16 protein-coding genes and 1 riboswitch are annotated in these 15,142 nt (G+C 67.1%); of the genes, 8 read left to right on the top strand and 8 right to left on the bottom strand.

The features are described from left to right. The first annotated feature begins 15 nt into the window (after nt 1-15). Both QNN98_RS02165 and QNN98_RS02170 read left to right on the top strand, forming a co-directional pair. A complete protein-coding gene (locus tag QNN98_RS02165) occupies nt 16-1,242 on the top strand; it encodes an MFS transporter (protein WP_283996101.1) in 1,227 nt (408 codons plus the stop codon). 490 nt (nt 1,243-1,732) lie between these two features. Next, entirely contained in the window at nt 1,733-3,631 is a 1,899-nt protein-coding gene (locus QNN98_RS02170; RefSeq protein ID WP_283996102.1) for an FAD-binding monooxygenase, read from the top strand. 64 nt (nt 3,632-3,695) lie between these two features. Here QNN98_RS02170 and QNN98_RS02175 read toward each other — a convergent pair whose 3' ends face one another. Genes QNN98_RS02175 through QNN98_RS02190 form a run of 4 tightly spaced genes read right to left on the bottom strand, consistent with a single transcriptional unit; the run spans nt 3,696 to nt 6,811 of the window. Then, complete coding sequence (locus QNN98_RS02175; protein WP_283996103.1) at nt 3,696-4,127, bottom strand: hypothetical protein; 432 nt, start codon at nt 4,125-4,127, stop codon at nt 3,696-3,698. A 4-nt stretch (nt 4,128-4,131) separates the two neighbouring features. Then, a complete protein-coding gene (locus QNN98_RS02180) occupies nt 4,132-5,373 on the bottom strand; it encodes an alpha/beta hydrolase (RefSeq protein ID WP_283996104.1) in 1,242 nt (413 codons plus the stop codon). Continuing rightward, complete coding sequence (locus QNN98_RS02185) at nt 5,343-6,344, bottom strand: hypothetical protein (protein ID WP_283996105.1); 1,002 nt, start codon at nt 6,342-6,344, stop codon at nt 5,343-5,345. Before QNN98_RS02185 ends, QNN98_RS02180 begins: the two co-directional genes overlap by 31 nt. Then, nucleotides 6,341-6,811 carry a hypothetical protein gene (locus QNN98_RS02190; protein ID WP_227911998.1) on the bottom strand — a complete coding sequence of 157 codons (471 nt, stop codon included), beginning with the start codon at nt 6,809-6,811 and terminating at the stop codon, nt 6,341-6,343. Before QNN98_RS02190 ends, QNN98_RS02185 begins: the two co-directional genes overlap by 4 nt. A gap of 251 nt (nt 6,812-7,062) precedes the next feature. Here QNN98_RS02190 and QNN98_RS02195 point away from each other — a divergent pair, with 251 nt between their 5' ends. Next, the gene (locus QNN98_RS02195; RefSeq protein ID WP_283996106.1) at nt 7,063-7,557 is read left to right on the top strand and encodes an ASCH domain-containing protein; all 495 of its coding nucleotides are present in this window, start codon (nt 7,063-7,065) and stop codon (nt 7,555-7,557) included. Nucleotides 7,558-7,566: 9 nt separating this feature from the next. Continuing rightward, nucleotides 7,567-8,109 (top strand): VanZ family protein, encoded by a 543-nt coding sequence (locus QNN98_RS02200; protein ID WP_283996107.1) that lies wholly within the window; start codon nt 7,567-7,569, stop codon nt 8,107-8,109. On the opposite strand, the gene QNN98_RS02205 is transcribed toward QNN98_RS02200, so the two are convergent. Beyond that, on the bottom strand, nt 8,106-8,732 hold the full coding sequence (locus tag QNN98_RS02205) for a hypothetical protein (RefSeq protein WP_227911995.1): 627 nt from the start codon (nt 8,730-8,732) through the stop codon (nt 8,106-8,108). The genes QNN98_RS02200 and QNN98_RS02205 overlap by 4 nt on opposite strands. 192 nt (nt 8,733-8,924) lie before the next feature. Then, nucleotides 8,925-9,662, bottom strand: a complete 738-nt coding sequence (locus tag QNN98_RS02210; RefSeq protein ID WP_283996108.1) for an SDR family oxidoreductase — start codon at nt 9,660-9,662, stop codon at nt 8,925-8,927. 114 nt (nt 9,663-9,776) lie between these two features. Here QNN98_RS02210 and QNN98_RS02215 point away from each other — a divergent pair, with 114 nt between their 5' ends. Continuing rightward, entirely contained in the window at nt 9,777-10,733 is a 957-nt protein-coding gene (locus QNN98_RS02215; RefSeq protein WP_283996109.1) for an AraC family transcriptional regulator, read from the top strand. A gap of 80 nt (nt 10,734-10,813) precedes the next feature. Further along, nucleotides 10,814-11,770 (top strand): hypothetical protein, encoded by a 957-nt coding sequence (locus tag QNN98_RS02220; protein WP_283996110.1) that lies wholly within the window; start codon nt 10,814-10,816, stop codon nt 11,768-11,770. Nucleotides 11,771-11,805: 35 nt separating this feature from the next. On the opposite strand, the gene QNN98_RS02225 is transcribed toward QNN98_RS02220, so the two are convergent. Together QNN98_RS02225 and QNN98_RS02230 are read right to left on the bottom strand one after the other, a co-directional pair. Next, on the bottom strand, nt 11,806-13,203 hold the full coding sequence (locus tag QNN98_RS02225) for an LssY C-terminal domain-containing protein (RefSeq protein WP_283996111.1): 1,398 nt from the start codon (nt 13,201-13,203) through the stop codon (nt 11,806-11,808). Between the two features lie 74 nt (nt 13,204-13,277). Continuing rightward, nucleotides 13,278-13,826 carry a GNAT family N-acetyltransferase gene (locus QNN98_RS02230; protein WP_283996112.1) on the bottom strand — a complete coding sequence of 183 codons (549 nt, stop codon included), beginning with the start codon at nt 13,824-13,826 and terminating at the stop codon, nt 13,278-13,280. Between the two features lie 187 nt (nt 13,827-14,013). Beyond that, a riboswitch (guanidine-III (ykkC-III) riboswitch) is annotated at nt 14,014-14,080 on the top strand. Nucleotides 14,081-14,090: 10 nt separating this feature from the next. Between QNN98_RS02230 and QNN98_RS02235 the strand changes: the two genes are divergently transcribed. Beyond that, a complete protein-coding gene (locus QNN98_RS02235) occupies nt 14,091-14,405 on the top strand; it encodes a DMT family transporter (RefSeq protein WP_283996113.1) in 315 nt (104 codons plus the stop codon). A gap of 48 nt (nt 14,406-14,453) precedes the next feature. Continuing rightward, nucleotides 14,454-15,140 carry an ABC transporter ATP-binding protein gene (locus QNN98_RS02240; RefSeq protein WP_283996114.1) on the top strand — a complete coding sequence of 229 codons (687 nt, stop codon included), beginning with the start codon at nt 14,454-14,456 and terminating at the stop codon, nt 15,138-15,140. The last annotated feature ends 2 nt before the right edge of the window (nt 15,141-15,142 follow it).

The following is a 15,142-nucleotide window of genomic DNA, read 5'->3' on the forward strand; positions in this document are numbered from 1 at the left end:
AATGGGGGGATACTCATGAGCTCTGCCAGCACGGACCTGCGCGCTGCGCATCAACCCACCCGGCTGCCGGCTGCGTACCGCTGGTGGCTGTTCGGGTTCATCTGGACGGTGGCGGGCAACGCCGTGCTGACCTTCGGCTTGGCCTGGGTGGCGGCCGGGACCAGCGGCACCGCAGCCGGACTGGTGCTCAGCGCTGGACTGTTGCCTCGCCTGCTGCTGTCGCTGTGGGGCGGGTCGGTGGCAGACCGGTTCGGGGCCTGGGCGGTGATGGTTACGGCAGACGGTCTGATGGCGGTGGTCTGTGCCGTGCTCACCGTGGTGGTGCTGTCGGTGGGAACGCCCTTGTGGGTCCTGCTGACGGCTGCCGGGCTGATGGGTGTTGCGGATGCGTTTTACCGCCCGGCCTCCGGCGCCTTCCCCCGCTATCTGGTCCCGCCCGGCCAGATGCGGCAGGCCGCCGCAGCCCGGCAGATTGTGCTCCAGCTGATCGGCATCGCGGGACCGGTGCTGGGAGGAGTGGTGGTGATGGTGCTGTCCCTGCAGGGCGGCACCGCGGCAGCCACTGCCGGGTTCGCCGTCATGTTCCTGATTCTGGTGACCCTGCGCACCCGGCGGCTTCCCGTGGCCCGTGCCTCCAGTGGCAGGAACCTCTCGGTGGCGGTCCGGGACGGGCTGGCCTATGCCCTCCGGACACCGGCGGTCCGGGTGATCCTGGTGCTGCTGGCCTTCATTGCCGGCTTCGTCATTCCGCTAACCGGGCTGCTGCTGCCGCTGCTGGCCCGGGACCAGGGCTGGCCCGGCGCCGCAGCCGGCAGCATGGCTGGAGCCTACGGCGCGGGCGTGCTGCTGAGTTCGGTCCTCTTCCTGCTCCGCCCGCACTCCCGCCTCACCCGGATGCCTGCACTGGCCGGCACCGCGGTCACGGGACTGGCCATGCTCGCCGTCGCGGTGGCTCCGACGCCGGGGTGGGCCGGGGCGGCCTGCGTGGCGGCAGGCTGCGGAACCGGGTACTTCGTGGCGAAGGCGGCGCCGGTGCTCCTGACCGAGGTGCCGGACGAATACCTTTCCCGGATCCAGTCCATCAGCCTGTTTGTGCAGACGCTGCCGGTGCTGTTCGCGAACAACCTGCTGGGCTGGCTCAGCGATACAAGCGGTGCCGGCGCTGCCGTGCTGGTTTCCGGCGGCGCGCTGGTGGCCGTAACCCTGACATGCGGCACCTCCGCTGCAGCCCGCCGGTTGTAGTGCGGGCAGCTGATTTTCCCTGCCGGTTCGGGCTTCTGCTGCCGGTTTGAAGCGGCAGCAGAAGCGGGAGACGGCAGCAGAAACGGGAAGCTGCAGCGTCACGCCGTGTGCGGACCGATCCCGGCGTTTGCCCCACCACCCGCAGGAAGGCCCGAGCGGAGGCTGCCCCGGATCGGTAGCCGAGCTCGCCAGCCAGGGCGGAGATCGACGTCGAGCCCTCCAACAACCGGGACTGCGCCAGACCCATCCGCCACCTGGCGGTTTGGGATTTTGCTGCCATTTTGGGAAATCCCTCCGCTGCAAACCGGTCGAATCTTCCCAAACCGGTCGATTTCCGTCCCAACGGAACGGGCCGGGAAATTGTGACCTGTGTCATGCCTCCCGTACAGTGGCTACACCCCTCCGGCTATCGAACGGCGTGCCCGAATATCGAACACGCTTGAAGAAAGCCGTGTGGCGGCACCTACGGCACAACGAAGTGAGGACATCCGTGCAGTTCCACCACCACGGCTACGTATCCGGCGACCCGCGCATCGAACCCGCCGCCGGCGTCGGCGTCGACCGGCCCGCAGACTTGCCCGGGGAAGTGGACGTGCTGATTGTCGGCACCGGCCCCGCCGGCATGCTCGCCGCGGCGCAGCTGTCCCAGTTCCCCAACGTCACCACCCGGATTGTGGAGCGCCGTGACGGGCGGCTGGTGATCGGCCAGGCCGACGGCATCCAGGCCCGCAGCGTGGAAACCTTCCAGGCCTTCGGATTCGCTCAGGAAATCACCGCCGAGGCGTACCGGATCACGGAAATGTGCTTCTGGCGCCCGGACCCCGAGGACCCCTCGCGCATTGTCCGCGCCGGCCGCGCCCTTGATGATCCGGCCGGGATCAGCGAATTTCCGCACCTGATTGTGAACCAAGCCCGCGTGCTGGACTACTTCGCCCGGTTCATGGCCAACTCGCCGGCCCGCATGGCCCCGGACTACGGCCTGGAATTTATGGGCCTGGAGGTCGACGACGACGCCGAGTACCCGGTCACCGTCACCCTCCGGCATACCGCCGGCCCGCTCGAGGGCACCGAGCGGACGGTGAAAGCCAAGTACGTGGTGGGCGCCGACGGCGCGCGCAGCAAGGTCCGCGACTCCATCGGTTGCACCCTGGACGGTGACCAGGCCAACCACGCCTGGGGCGTCATGGACGTGCTGGCCAACACGGATTTCCCGGACATCCGCACCAAGTGCGCCATCCAGTCCTCCAACGGCGGGTCCATCCTGCTCATTCCGCGCGAGGGCGGGCACCTGTTCCGCATGTACGTGGACCTGGGCGTGGTCCCCGACGACGACAACGGGGCGGTCCGGAAAACCACCATCGACGAGATCATCGCCAAGGCCAACGGCATCCTCGCCCCCTACACGCTCGATGTCCGCAACGTGGCCTGGCACAGTGTGTACGAGGTGGGCCACCGGCTCACGGACCGGTTCGACGACGTGCGGCCCGAGGACCTCGGCACCCGCAGCCCGCGGGTGTTCATTACCGGCGACGCCTGCCACACGCACAGCGCCAAGGCCGGGCAGGGCATGAACGTGTCCATGCAGGACGGCTTCAACATCGGCTGGAAGCTCGGCCACGTGCTGGACGGCCGCAGCCCCGAGGCGCTGCTCTCCACCTACTCGGCCGAACGCCAGGTGGTGGCAAAGAACCTCATCGATTTCGACAAGGAATGGTCCAGCCTCATGGCCAAGAAGCCCGAGGAGTTCGAGAACCCCTCGGACCTGGAGGACTTCTACGTGCGCACCGCCGAATTCCCGGCCGGGTTCATGACCGAGTACACGCGCTCCCTGCTGGTCGCCGAGGGTACGCACCAGGATTTGGCCGCCGGCTTTACCCTCGGCAAGCGCTTCAAGTCAGCGCCGGTGCTGCGGGTCAGCGACACCAACCCGGTGCAGTTGGGCCACCAGGCCCGGGCCGACGGCCGTTGGCGGATCTACGTGTTCGCGGACGCCGCCCCGGCCGGCACGGACTCGGCCCTCACCGCGTTCGCCGACTGGCTGGACACCGCCCCGGACTCGCCGCTGGCCGCCACCCCGGCAGGCCTGGACCGCGACGCGTGGTTCGACATCAAGGTCATTTACCAGCAGGACCACACCGGCATTGACATCAACGCCGTTCCGGCCGTGTTCAAGCCGCAGGTCGGACCGTTCCAGCTGCGTGATTTGGCGAAGGTCTACGGCACGGACCCGGCGGCGGACATTTTCGAGGCCCGCTCCATCTCCCGCAGCGGCGCCGTAGTGGTGGTCCGGCCGGACCAGTACGTGGCCAACGTGCTGCCGCTGACGGCCACCGCGGAACTGGCGCAGTTCTTCACCCCGCTGCTGCCGGCCCGCCAAGTGCACCACTAGGGAAGTTCCACCGCAAACGACGACGGCGGCACCTCGGGCGGTGCCGCCGCCGTCGTCGAACTGGTCAGTATTTAGTGGAGTCGTCCAGGAGGGCAGCTATTGCGTCCAGGGTTTCGTTGTCGACTTCGGCCAGCGTCCGCGTGGCGAATTCCTTGACCTTAGCGCGGCGCATGGCGGCCAGCAGTTCCAGTTCATGCTGGATGCGCTCAGGTACCTTGCCGTCCGATTCGAGCAGGTAATCAGGATTAACGTCGAAGAATTCGGCCAGGGCCGCCAGGACTTCCGAAGGCTGCCGCACGGTCGCGTCCCCGGCCTTGATGTGGTGCCAGCGGGTGCGGGACAGTTTGACGCCTTTGTCCGCCAGGGCGGACTGGATGTCCTGGAATTCGTAGGGCCTGCCCTCGGCGGTGACCACCACGTCCAGCAGCAGAGCGATTTTCCGGGCCAGGATCTGGGCGTCTCTTAGGTTGCGCTGCGCGGCGCTCTCACCGGTCACGGTTTTATTTCGCCTCCGAAAAGTCTTCGATGGAGTGTTCTCCTGCCAGCCCGAGGGAATGGCACCAGGCAGTGACGGCCTCATCCCATAACGCCGGGGCGGAATTCCATTCCAGCGTGTGATGGGCACCGGCAAACTCAATGAGCTGCACAGAGGCCAAGTGCCTGGACGCGAATATCCGGGAAAGCTCTACGGGCACTGATTGATCATCTGAGCCATGAAGAATCATAGTCGGGGTCGCTGGATAGCTTTGCATGGTGACGCCCGGCATCTGGTGCCACCGGATTACCGGTTCGCCCCGGGGACGAAGAATATTGACGGTAGACGGCAGCCAACGGGCGGCGAATTCCGGGCAGCCGGCTTTCCGCAAATGTGCGGTGATGATGGCGGGCCAGTCCAGGGCGGGGGAGACGAGGAGGGCACCCGCCGTGCTCCCGTCAGGAGATTCCTGCAGAACGCGCGCCACAATGGAGGCGCCCAGCGACCAGCCAACGAAGATGATCCTGCGGGCTCCGCAGGCCAGCGCGTAGCGGCGTGCCGCTTCGATTTCGGTCCACTCGCTGACACCCAGGTGACTGCGCCGCTGCCGCCCGGGAAGGTCCAGGGAGGTCCGGTAGGAGGGAAGCAGGGAGGTGTAGCCGAGCCGGGAAAACGCCCGGACTCCACGCAGGCACTGGCTCCGCGAGCTCCCCAGTCCGTGGACGTGGATGACCCATACATCACCGGGACCTTCGGCGGGGATAACCCAGGCGGGCAAGCCGCCGATCTGCACGTCCTCGTACCGGAAACCGAAATCGGCCGGGGTTTCCCCGAGGTGGCCGCTGAGTTGTCCCTTGCCGTCGCGGAGAACACGGGCGGGATCGCCCCGTTCCACGGCTCGCCGCAGTCCCCGGAGCGGCTGTCCGGGGAGGGCCCGGTGCGGGGTGGCATGGATTGCGGCGGGCGGTTCGAGGACGGGAGGCCCAAGGACGATGAGTTCACCCCCGGACGCGGCGCGCATGCTCAGGCGCCCCGGGTGGGCCGCGAACCCGGCGGGATCAAAATCCAAGTACATGCGTGAATCCTGTTGGCCGTGGCCGTGGCCGTGGCCGCGGACCGGAACCAGCCGCCTGCTCTGCGCGGCATCGGTTGCCTGGGCGCGGATGAGAGGCCCGGCCAGCAGCGGGAGCGCGGCGACGGCTGCGGCGGAGGCCAGAAGCGCCGCCTTGAACCGGTTCACCGGACGGCCCGGCCCTGCTGCAAGCACAGCGCTTCCGCTCGGGCCAGGACGGACTGATGCTCCACGGACAGTGCGGGCTGGCCGCTGACATTTATCCAGTCATGGATCTCGATCACCAGGCGGTGAATCGTGTCGGTGGCGTCCCGCGCGGTTTTCTCGGGACCAGCGGCAACACTCCCCGCCGTGGTGCCGAGCAGGCTGACCGCCGGAGCCATGGCTACGGTGGACAGCCACAGGGCTTTCACCTGCGGTTCCAGTTCCTGAATCTGCCGGCGGACGCTGAATTCGCTCAGGACCCTGCCCAGTGGCGGAACGGCCAGGCCGGACGCCAGCAGCAGCACCGTCAGGGCATAGGAGATGTCATAGACCGTGCCGACAGCCCGCATCAGGCTTTCGGCACCAGCTACGTGGGCTACATCCATCACGATCACCGATGAGCACAGCACCATCCCGGCGCAGCAGCCCCAGCCGATGATCCTAAACCCGGCCCGGAAGCGCCGTCGCCGCATGTGCGGCACATTCCGGATGCAGGTGAGCAACGTTCCCGCCAGCACGGCAAAGAGGTACAGGTACTGGATACCCGAATAGATCGCCGCGGCCGTCTGATCCCCGTAATCCAGCATAAAAGTGGTTGATACAGCCGGATCGTCAATGAAAGCGAAGCTCACCACCATAACGAGGATGGTGGCGCCGGCAGCGGCGGGAATCCAGCGCTGCCCCGGAGCCGCGCCGGTGTCTCCGGCCGCTGCTCCGCGGGCGATTGCGCGGGACAGATAGTAGATGCCGGCAATCAGGAAAATATTCGAGACCAGGTCCAGGGCATTGGGCCAGGGCAATTGATGCGCCGCCCACAGATAAACGCCATTGATGTTGGTGGTAAGCGACGCAGCTATGACGACGGCGGCTTTCAGCATGGTGTTGTCGGGTCGGGAACGCGCACGCAGCAGCAGGGTCAGGACAAGCAGCCACATAAAGACGGAAACAAGAATGGTGATCATTCGAAATAGGCCTCGTAGCTGTAGATTTCCTGGCTGGATTCCCTGATGGCGGCGGCTAGGAGGTCTGCCAGGTATTCGGCTGTGGCTTCCAGATCGGACCGGAAATCCCCGCGGGCCAGGGCCTTTGCCACCACTTCACCGGAAAGCTCCTGGAAAGCCTTGATGCCCTGCCAGGTGGCGCCTTCGGCTTCATCGTGCCTGAGGATCATGTGGGCCAGTTCGTGGAGGATCATTTGCTGGCGGTGCAGCACGCCCCTGGTGGCGGAGTGATAGACCACGTCCACATGCTCCCGGGGAATCCACAGTCCGCAGATCTTGGTGCCCGTGAGTTTGTCGCTTTCAATGATCACCATCCGGCGGTTACGCAGCACCTGAACACGTTCAATCAGGGAATCAAGGGTGACACGGGCAGGCAGCCGGAGGCGCTGAAACGCTTCCTGTGCCGTTTCGTGCAGGGTCTTGGACAAATCTGGATCCTCAATTTCCGGGCTGAGCAATTAGTCTATTTCGGAACATGTTCCGATCATGTACGGTGAGGGTGTCGGCCCGCAGCAAATCGTCGCGAAAGTTGGGGGACTTGCGAGTTTTCGCAGCCACGGTCATTTGCGGGCCGACATCCTTCTCCGGCATGTGCTGAAAATAGCGCACTTTGATGCGGAAAGGGTTCAAGGATGGCTTTGTCCAGGCCGGGAGTAACGGCAGTGGCAGACTTGCCGGTATGAATGAGCCTTTTTCGCCGGAGCTGGACTTCGACGCCGCCGCGAACCTCTGGGATGCCTGTGCAGCAGCGTTCCCTGCCCAAGCGGCTGCCGCCGGAACCTACAACGTCGAGGCGTTCGGTGACTCTCCGGCCCTGGCCGACGAACTGCTGGCCCTGGTGCTGGACGGCACCAAACGCGCCACTTCCTCGCACGTTGCCGAATACGTGGACGAGGGTGAGCCCCTGCCGCGCATCGGGCTTCACTGGATTGTGTGCGACGGCGACGGCGTGCCGCGGGTGATCCTGCGGACCACGGAGCTTAGGCTCGGCACATTCAACGATGCTGATGAAGCTCTCGCCCGCGATGAGGGGGAGGACGATCTCAGCCTGGACTCCTGGCGGCGGGAACATCAACGGTTCTGGGAGCGCACCGCAGCCGCGCGGGGCGGCAGCTGGTCCGAGTCCGACGAGTTGGTGTTCGAGCGCTTCGAGGTGGTTTGGCCCGCCCAATAGGAGTCTGGAATGCGTCCCCATTATGAGATCACCGCGTACCCGGTGGTCATCCCGCTGGCCGTGGTGGTTTTCACCGTTCTGCTGTGGCGGCTGCACCGCAGGGGGGACCTGACCGTTCCGCGGGTTCTGGTGAGCGCCGTCATGTGCGTCTACGGTGCCGGTGTCATCGGGAACACGCTCTTCCCGATTCAGTTTGCGGCCGGCTCCAGCCCGCGTTGGGGGAGCCTGAACCTGGTCCCGCTGCAGAACGCAGAGTGGGATGACATTTTGCAAAACATCTTGGTGTTCATCCCTCTGGGCATGCTCCTGCCGCTCATCTCCCGCATCCGTTCGGCACCACGGGTGTTGCTCGTGGGGTTCCTGGTCAGCCTCACCGTGGAACTGCTGCAGTACGCCAACGCCGTTTTGTGGAACGGCGGTCATGTTGCGGACGTGAATGACCTGCTGGCCAATACCGGAGGAGCTCCCCTCGGGTACGGCATCTACCGGGGAATGCTGCTCCTGCCCGCCTTTCGCCGAAGGCTTCCGGCCGGAGCGGGCCGCCCCGGTTAGGATCCCGGATGCGCCGCCCGTTGAAAGGCCGAGCAGCTGCCCTTGTAGTACTCCCGGAGTTTTGCGGGATTCCCGGCCCTGGCAGGCTCAACTACGGCTGCGTCAAAGACCTCCGGGTTAACCATGTATTCCCGGGATGCCGGCAGGCTCGTGTACTTGGCCAGGTAACCCATGCTTTGTTCCTGTGCTGCCGCGTCACCGGCGTCTGAGGCTGAGATATAGGCGTCCATCCAGGCGCAGAGCCAGTAGGCGGCCACATCGTTGTCCTGGTTGCCGTCCGCGATGCTGATGTCGCCCAGCTTCGCCCGGACCTCGGGGTCGCTGAAGTCGGTGGTTTCAACCTGCCATTCCACACCGGCAGGCAGCGGCTCCGGGAATTCGGCGATGGCTTCGGCAACGGCCTGGTCGTAGCATTCCGGCCTAATGCTCTGCATGCCGGACGGTTCCGTACGCAGAATTTCCCCGCCCGGGCAGGGACGCAGGGTCCTTTTTGCCTGCGACGGGCTTGCACTGGCCTCGGCGCGGGCGCGGGCCTCGTTCATCTCGGCATCGGTGGCACCGCACCCGGCGAGCAGACCGGCCAGCAGCAGCGCCGCGAAAATACCTGAACTCCGAGTTTCCAAGCCGATCCATCCCCCGATAGCGGAGCCCACGGCGGGAACGCGTCCGGCACGTCCGGCACAAGCGTGCCGCAGGCTATCCAAACCCTAACCGCCCGGCGTCGGCATGGCTAGTACCGGTTTTGAGCGGACACGGCGGCAAGGCCGCCTGGTCCGGACCACCCTGCCGCCCCGCCGCGCCAACCAGGTACGCAGTTACCAGGGCAGCGGGCCGTCTTCGTCGCTGAACGTGCCGGTGGGACCGTTGGCGGGAATGGTGGCCATCCGCACCGCAGCCCGAGCGCCCTGTTCCGGGGTGCGGGTACCGCGGAAACCATTCAGGTCCGTGGCCACAAAGCCGGGGCACACCGCATTGACCAGGATCCCTTCCGGCGCAAGGCCCTTCGCGTACTGCAGCGTCAGCGAGGTCAGTGCCGTCTTGGAGGGGGCGTAGCCGGCCGCGATCGGGTCGGTATTGGCCGGATCGGAGACCGCCATGAGCGATCCCGCCACGCTGGAGACGTTGACGATCCGCGGGGTCCGGGACAGGCGCAGCAGTGGCAGGAACGCCGAGGTTACGTTGATGACGCCGAAGAAGTTGGTGTCGAAAACGGAACGGATCTCATTGACGTCCACCGAGCCGGGCTGCTGGGCGGCAAAGCTGACCCCCGGCGTCGCGACGATGCCGGCGTTGTTGACCAGGGCATCCAGACGGCCGAAGCGGGTTTTGACCGCGTCGGCGGCGGCTTCCACCGAGTCGCGGTCAGTGACATCCAGGACCACGGCAAAGGCGTCGCCGCCCTCGGCCCGCAGCTCTGCCGCTGCCCGTTCGCCGGCGACGGCGCTCCGTGCGGCCACCACCACGGTGTGGCCAAGCGCGGACAGCTGCCCGGCGATCTGCCGGCCAATGCCCTTGTTGGCGCCGGTGACGAGGGTAATCATTCTGTCATTCATGGGAACTCCTAAAGAAAACCTTTCCTCCGAACTGGAGGACGCCTTCCAGTCTGCCCGCGAAAATCTGTACGCGGAATAACTTAAAGTCCGCATTTATTGCTCTAGAGTACAAACATGGCGAATGACCGGTTGTCGGAAGTGCTGGACTTCATTGAGGTGCGCGGGATCATCTCGGGCAGTAAGGCGGTGCACGGGCGCTGGGAGTCGGAAAGCCTGCTGGAGGAGGACCTGAAGTTCTTCGCCGTGGTGCAGGGGTCCATGCGGGTGTCCACCAACGGCGCAGAAACCCCGCTGCTTTTGGAAGCCGGCGAGGTGGCCGTGCTCAACGGCCGCACCTGGCTCCGGTTGGAGGGCTGCAACGGGGGCGGCGCCGGGGAAGGCCCCGGGGACAGCGTGCCGGTCCGGCTGGATCCGCCGGCCAGCGGCACCTTTGTCCGCGTGGGGGAGGGGGAACCCGGCGAGGAGGACATCATCATCGGCGGCCGGATTGCCGTCAATGATGCCGGGCGGGAACTGCTGCTGCAGGCCCTGCCGCCCGTGGCGCACATCCGCTCCGGCTCCGCAGCCGCCCCGCACATGCACGGGCTGATCGAGCGGCTCTTCGCGGAGGTGTCCAACGCGCGGATGGGATCGGAGTTCGCGGTCCGGCAGTACGGGCAGCTGCTGCTGGTGGACGTGCTCCGGGCCTTTCTGGAAGAGGCGGAGCTGCCCAGCGGCTGGCTGAAACTGCTGACCGATGACCGCCTGCGGCCCGCCGTCGCACTGATCCACTCCCGGCCGGACAAACCCTGGTCCCTGGAAGAGCTGGCGCGTGCGGCAGCGATGTCCCGCACCGCCTTCGCTGAACGGTTCCGTGAGGTGGCCGGCACTCCGCCGCGCACCTACCTGAACAACTGGCGGATGCTGGTGGCGCAGCGGGAGCTGCGCTCCGGGGACGTCCGGATCCGGTCGCTCGCCCTGGACCTGGGCTTTTCCTCGGAAAGCTCCTTCAGCACGGCCTTCAAACGCAGCATCGGGGAGTCCCCGCTTCGCTACCGCACCCGGATGCGCGGGCTCGCGGCGTCGAACTAGGCGCCTGGCGCCGTTAGGCTGTCCGCAGCACTTCCGGGCGCGGTCCGGTGCGGTGCCCAACAGCTTCCGGGGGGAATTCCATGAGTCACAGCGCAGCGCAGCCGGGCCGGCCCAGTCACGACGACGGCGATGCCCGCCCAGGCACGTATGCCGGCCGGCAGCACCCGGTCGCCGCGCTGGTGCTGATCGCACTGGGAATCGGCGTGTTTGCCGGACTGGTGGGATTAGCGCCCTGGGCCGCTACCGGCATGGTGCTGCCGGTGCAGAATCTGTGGGCCTTCCAGACCATGCCCGAGGATATGCCCGTGGCATTGCTGCCGTTGAGCCAGTACATGGCCATCCGGATCGTAGGCCTGATGGTTACCGGCGGACTGGTGGCTGCCTTAGGCCTGCGCTGGTGGGCTCCGGCCCGCCATTGGACAGCGGTCGGCTGGGCGGCCGCGGGACTGCTGCTGGTGCAGGTCGCCGCCGCGGTGCAGTCCTTTTCGGTCCTGGGTGACGGGCTGCTTATGGGCAGCATGGGCGACCTTTACTTCTACGGGCTGCTGGCCGGGGTGGTCGCGGCAATAGCGGCTGCGGTGCTGGTACTCCTGGCCGTTCGGTCGCGGAGTAAGGCCGTGGCGGCGCTGGGGATCGGGCTGGCGGCGGTGCCGGCGGGGGAGTGGTTGTTTGCGTGGGGTGAGGTGTTCTGGGAGTCCTTCGCCCTGCCTCCGGTGGTCTCGATGCTGGGCCACTGGTTCCCGGCGGTGCTGGCGGGGCTGGCACTGGCCTGGTGCCCGCCGGACCGGATGGGCCGCGCGGCAGTATGGGTGGTGGATCTGGCACTGCTGTGGACGGTCCCGGTCCTGTTCGACGCCGTCGCCGGGGCACTGGGCACACGCGTTTTCCGGGGTGACCTGGCGCTGATGCAGGAATACGCCGCCGGCTCCTTTACGGCAGCGCTGGATTCGCCCGGAGCCGTGGGGACGGTGGTGCTGGCCGCAGCGCTGGGTGTGGCCGGGGTGCTTGTGCGCATGGTTTCCCGCCGCACTGCCTAGCCGGTCCGCCCAGCCAATCCGCCCAGCCAATCCGCCTACCCAGTCTGCTGCACACGCCGGTGCAGGTGGCGGCGGCCGTGCATACGGGCGTAGATCCTGGCCCGGCTGCTGGACAGGGCCAGGATCAGCAGGATGTCGAAGGAATACCCGAACAGGTTCGAGCCCAGCGGCACCCCGGGCTGGCTGAACACCGTAACCACCTGCAGGATGATGGCCGCGGAGCTCAGGGACATGGCCGTGACCCGGGCAATGTTGCTGCCGCGCAGGATCAGCACGGCCAGCACCGCTTCCACGCCGGCGAACACAGTCAGCGAGACGCTGGCCGGAGCGTAGGCGCTGCCCATATCCGCGAGCCCCTGGCTGTCTTCGCCCAGCAGTTGGGTCACCCAGGGCCCATTGGCAAACCGGGCCAGGAACGGCGAGGCCACCGTGAAAGCCGCGACTCCGCGCAGGAACACCAGGACGGCGCCGAAGACCACCGGAGCAGGCCGGTGAAGTGGCAGCCGGGAGAGGGCGCCGGAACCGGTCCGGTTGATCGCCGCCAGCTCCTCCTGTTCTCCGGCCTCCTCCGGTATGCGGGCCAGGTCTACCACCGGCAGGTCACCGTCGGTGGCGATCGAATCACCGCCGCCGTTGCGCGAGTGGTAGCCCGAGGAGAAGTTCTTGATGACCTGCACCGAGATCTCCGGGGAGTTCTCTTCCATGGTGGAGACGAGGTAGTCCCGTTCGGCGTCGATGTTTTCGCCGACCCGGTGGGTGACTTGCAGCGTGAACAGGGACAGGCCGACGGCGCGGTCGAAGGACGCTGCCGCCAGCCAGTCGGAGGCAATGCCTCCTGGCAGCATCCAGCCCTCCGGGCAGCGCCAGAACCGCACGTGGTGGCGTTGCCGCGGGTTGCCGTCCACTTCCTGCTCGTAGGCGAAATCCTGTTCCCGGCCGAACAGCAGCAGCGGACTCACCGGCGCATACGGGTAGCTGCGGTGCAGCAGGGTCGAGGAGACAATCCGCCAGCTGCTGGACAGCGTCACCGGGTCCGCCAGATGCCAGCCGGCCCGGCCCAGCGCTCCGCGGAGCTGTTCCTCGGTGCCCAGGAACGCAAGGTTGACGGCGTCCCCGAACAAACCGGCATTGGTGCGGGTCCGTCCCATGAAGTAGTCCGGGATGAAGATCTTTGTCAGGATCCGGTCCACCCGCGGCAGCACCAGGTAGGCCAGCGCCGCCCAGAACACGATAAGGAACCCGATGTGCCCCAGCCCCAGCTCCAGCGATCTTTGGAACAGCAGGACGGCGAACCAAATCGCTGCGAGGCCGCTGAAGGCGAAAAAGGCTGAGTCCAGTGCGGTAGCCGCAGGCCCCGGCCCCGGCCCCGGGTCAGTGTCCGGGCCTGGGGCGGCGGCATTTCTGCCTGCGCCTGCAGCGTCCGGTTCTGTCATGAATCCACGCTGACCGCCGCCCCGGCTCACGTCAATGCGCGGTGCTTCCTGCAGGGGCCGGACGTGTCAGAGCTTCAGTCCGCGGTGCCTGCACCCGTGGAGATGACATACTTCCGCAGCCTCGCGCCGCTGCCACCGCGGCCGCTGCCGCGGCCAGTCGCGCCGCTGCCGGGACCGACGGCGGGACCGGCCGGGATACCGCCGGCCCGTTCGATGGTGCGGGCGGAGGCGGTGTTCTCCTTCCCGCAGATCAGCAGCACTTCGGGCAGGCCCAGCTCCCGCGCCTCGTCGAGCATGGCCCGCAGCGCGGCCACCGCATGGCCCTGCCGCCGGGCGGAGGGGCGGATGCCGTAGCCGATGTTCCCGGCCCGGCGCACCGCGTCGGCGTCGCCGTGACGCAGGGCGATCCCGCCCAGCACCTGCCCGCCGGAGACGATCCACCGGTAGGTGCAGCCGGTGTCCGCCGCCAGCCGCCGGAGCCAGGCCGAGAACCCGGCGGAGGTTTCGACGTCGTCCTCCGGCCGCAGCCCGAACCCGTCCTCGTGGACGCCCGGGCCCCACTCCGCGCGGGCCTGACGCCAGGCGCCCTCCAGTGCGGCAGTGGGGGCGATCAGCTGCGGCATGCGGCCACTCTAGTTGCTGCGGGTGTCGCCCGGTCGAAACGAGAAGGCACAAATTACCGTTTTTCGCCCCGGAAACCGGTAATTTGTGCCTTTTCGATCCCCGTGACGGTAATTTTTGCCTTTTCGTCCGCACCGGCAGCACGCCTCGCCCCGAGTTGCCCCCGGCACCCGTGCGTGCGACCGTGGAAGGGAGGCCGCGACACGGTCTCCCGGACGAGGGGTGCCGTACCCGGTGTGCGACAAGACGGCCCGTGGGAGATTGCCATGTCATGGATTGTTCTAGTTCTGTCCGGTGTCCTGGAGGCAGTGTGGGCCACCGCCCTGGACAAGTCGCAGGGGTTCAGCCGGTTCTGGCCGTCCGCCATCTTCGTCACCGCGCTTGTCGCGAGCATGGCCGGGCTCGCGTACGCCATGCGCGAACTGCCGCTGGGCACGTCGTACGCCGTGTGGGTGGGGATCGGCGCCACCCTGACCGTCATTTACGGCATGGCCACCGGCGCGGAATCCGTGTCCGTGCTGAAGATCCTGTTCCTGGCCATGATTGTGGGCGGCGTGATCGGGTTGAAGTCGCTGCACTAGACATGTCCCTGGCCTGAACGGCCACTCCGCCCCGCTACATTGGTGGGCATGACTGCTGCCGGGCCCGTGCTCGAGATTTCCCAACTGCTGGTGGGCTACGCCGGCGCTCCCGTCTGCGGGGCGATCACCGCCTCCGCGTCGCCCGGGGAGATCCTCGGCGTCGTCGGTTTCAACGGGGCCGGCAAGTCCACTGCCGCCCGCACGATTGCCGGCAAACAGTTGATGCTCGACGGCGAGGTGCGGGTGCACGGCCTGCCCGCCAATGAGGACGCCATCCCCTTCCGCCGCCAGGTCGCCGCCCTCTTTGACGAGGACGCCTTCTTCCCGTCGCTGTCGCTCCGCGAACACCTGCAGCTGGTGGCCCGCGGCCATTCCGTGCCGGACCCGGACACCGCCGTCGACGCGGAACTGGACTTCTTCGGGCTGCAGGACCGCGCCGACGCTGTGCCGGATTCCGTCTCCTCCGGCCAGCGCCGCCGGCTGCTGCTCGCCTCGGCCCTGATCCGCCCGTCCTCGCTGCTGATCCTCGATGAACCCGAACAGCGCCTGGACCCGGTGATGCGCGAACGCGTGGGAGTCCGCATCCGGGATTACGCCGACGACGGCGGCACGGTCCTGCTGGTGACCCACGATCCGGCGCTGCTCCTGGCGACGGCGGAGCGCTGCCTGCTCATAGATGACGAGGTGCGCGAGATCGAACCCGCCCGCGCCGCCGCCGAGATCGCCGGTAAATAGCG

Origin of the sequence: Arthrobacter sp. zg-Y1143 (assembly GCF_030125565.1) — a bacterium.
In the GTDB taxonomy this organism is placed as follows: domain Bacteria; phylum Actinomycetota; class Actinomycetes; order Actinomycetales; family Micrococcaceae; genus Arthrobacter_B.

Coding starts and splice junctions, on each gene's coding strand:
- QNN98_RS02220 (WP_283996110.1), top strand. CDS start 10,814: ATGAGTCACAGCGCAGCGCAGCCGGGCCGGCCCAGTCACGACGACGGC.
- QNN98_RS02195 (WP_283996106.1), top strand. CDS start 7,063: ATGAATGAGCCTTTTTCGCCGGAGCTGGACTTCGACGCCGCCGCGAAC.
- QNN98_RS02200 (WP_283996107.1), top strand. CDS start 7,567: ATGCGTCCCCATTATGAGATCACCGCGTACCCGGTGGTCATCCCGCTG.
- QNN98_RS02185 (WP_283996105.1), bottom strand. CDS start 6,344: ATGATCACCATTCTTGTTTCCGTCTTTATGTGGCTGCTTGTCCTGACC.
- QNN98_RS02240 (WP_283996114.1), top strand. CDS start 14,454: ATGACTGCTGCCGGGCCCGTGCTCGAGATTTCCCAACTGCTGGTGGGC.
- QNN98_RS02235 (WP_283996113.1), top strand. CDS start 14,091: ATGTCATGGATTGTTCTAGTTCTGTCCGGTGTCCTGGAGGCAGTGTGG.
- QNN98_RS02210 (WP_283996108.1), bottom strand. CDS start 9,662: ATGAATGACAGAATGATTACCCTCGTCACCGGCGCCAACAAGGGCATT.
- QNN98_RS02230 (WP_283996112.1), bottom strand. CDS start 13,826: ATGCCGCAGCTGATCGCCCCCACTGCCGCACTGGAGGGCGCCTGGCGT.
- QNN98_RS02215 (WP_283996109.1), top strand. CDS start 9,777: ATGGCGAATGACCGGTTGTCGGAAGTGCTGGACTTCATTGAGGTGCGC.
- QNN98_RS02165 (WP_283996101.1), top strand. CDS start 16: ATGAGCTCTGCCAGCACGGACCTGCGCGCTGCGCATCAACCCACCCGG.
- QNN98_RS02225 (WP_283996111.1), bottom strand. CDS start 13,203: ATGACAGAACCGGACGCTGCAGGCGCAGGCAGAAATGCCGCCGCCCCA.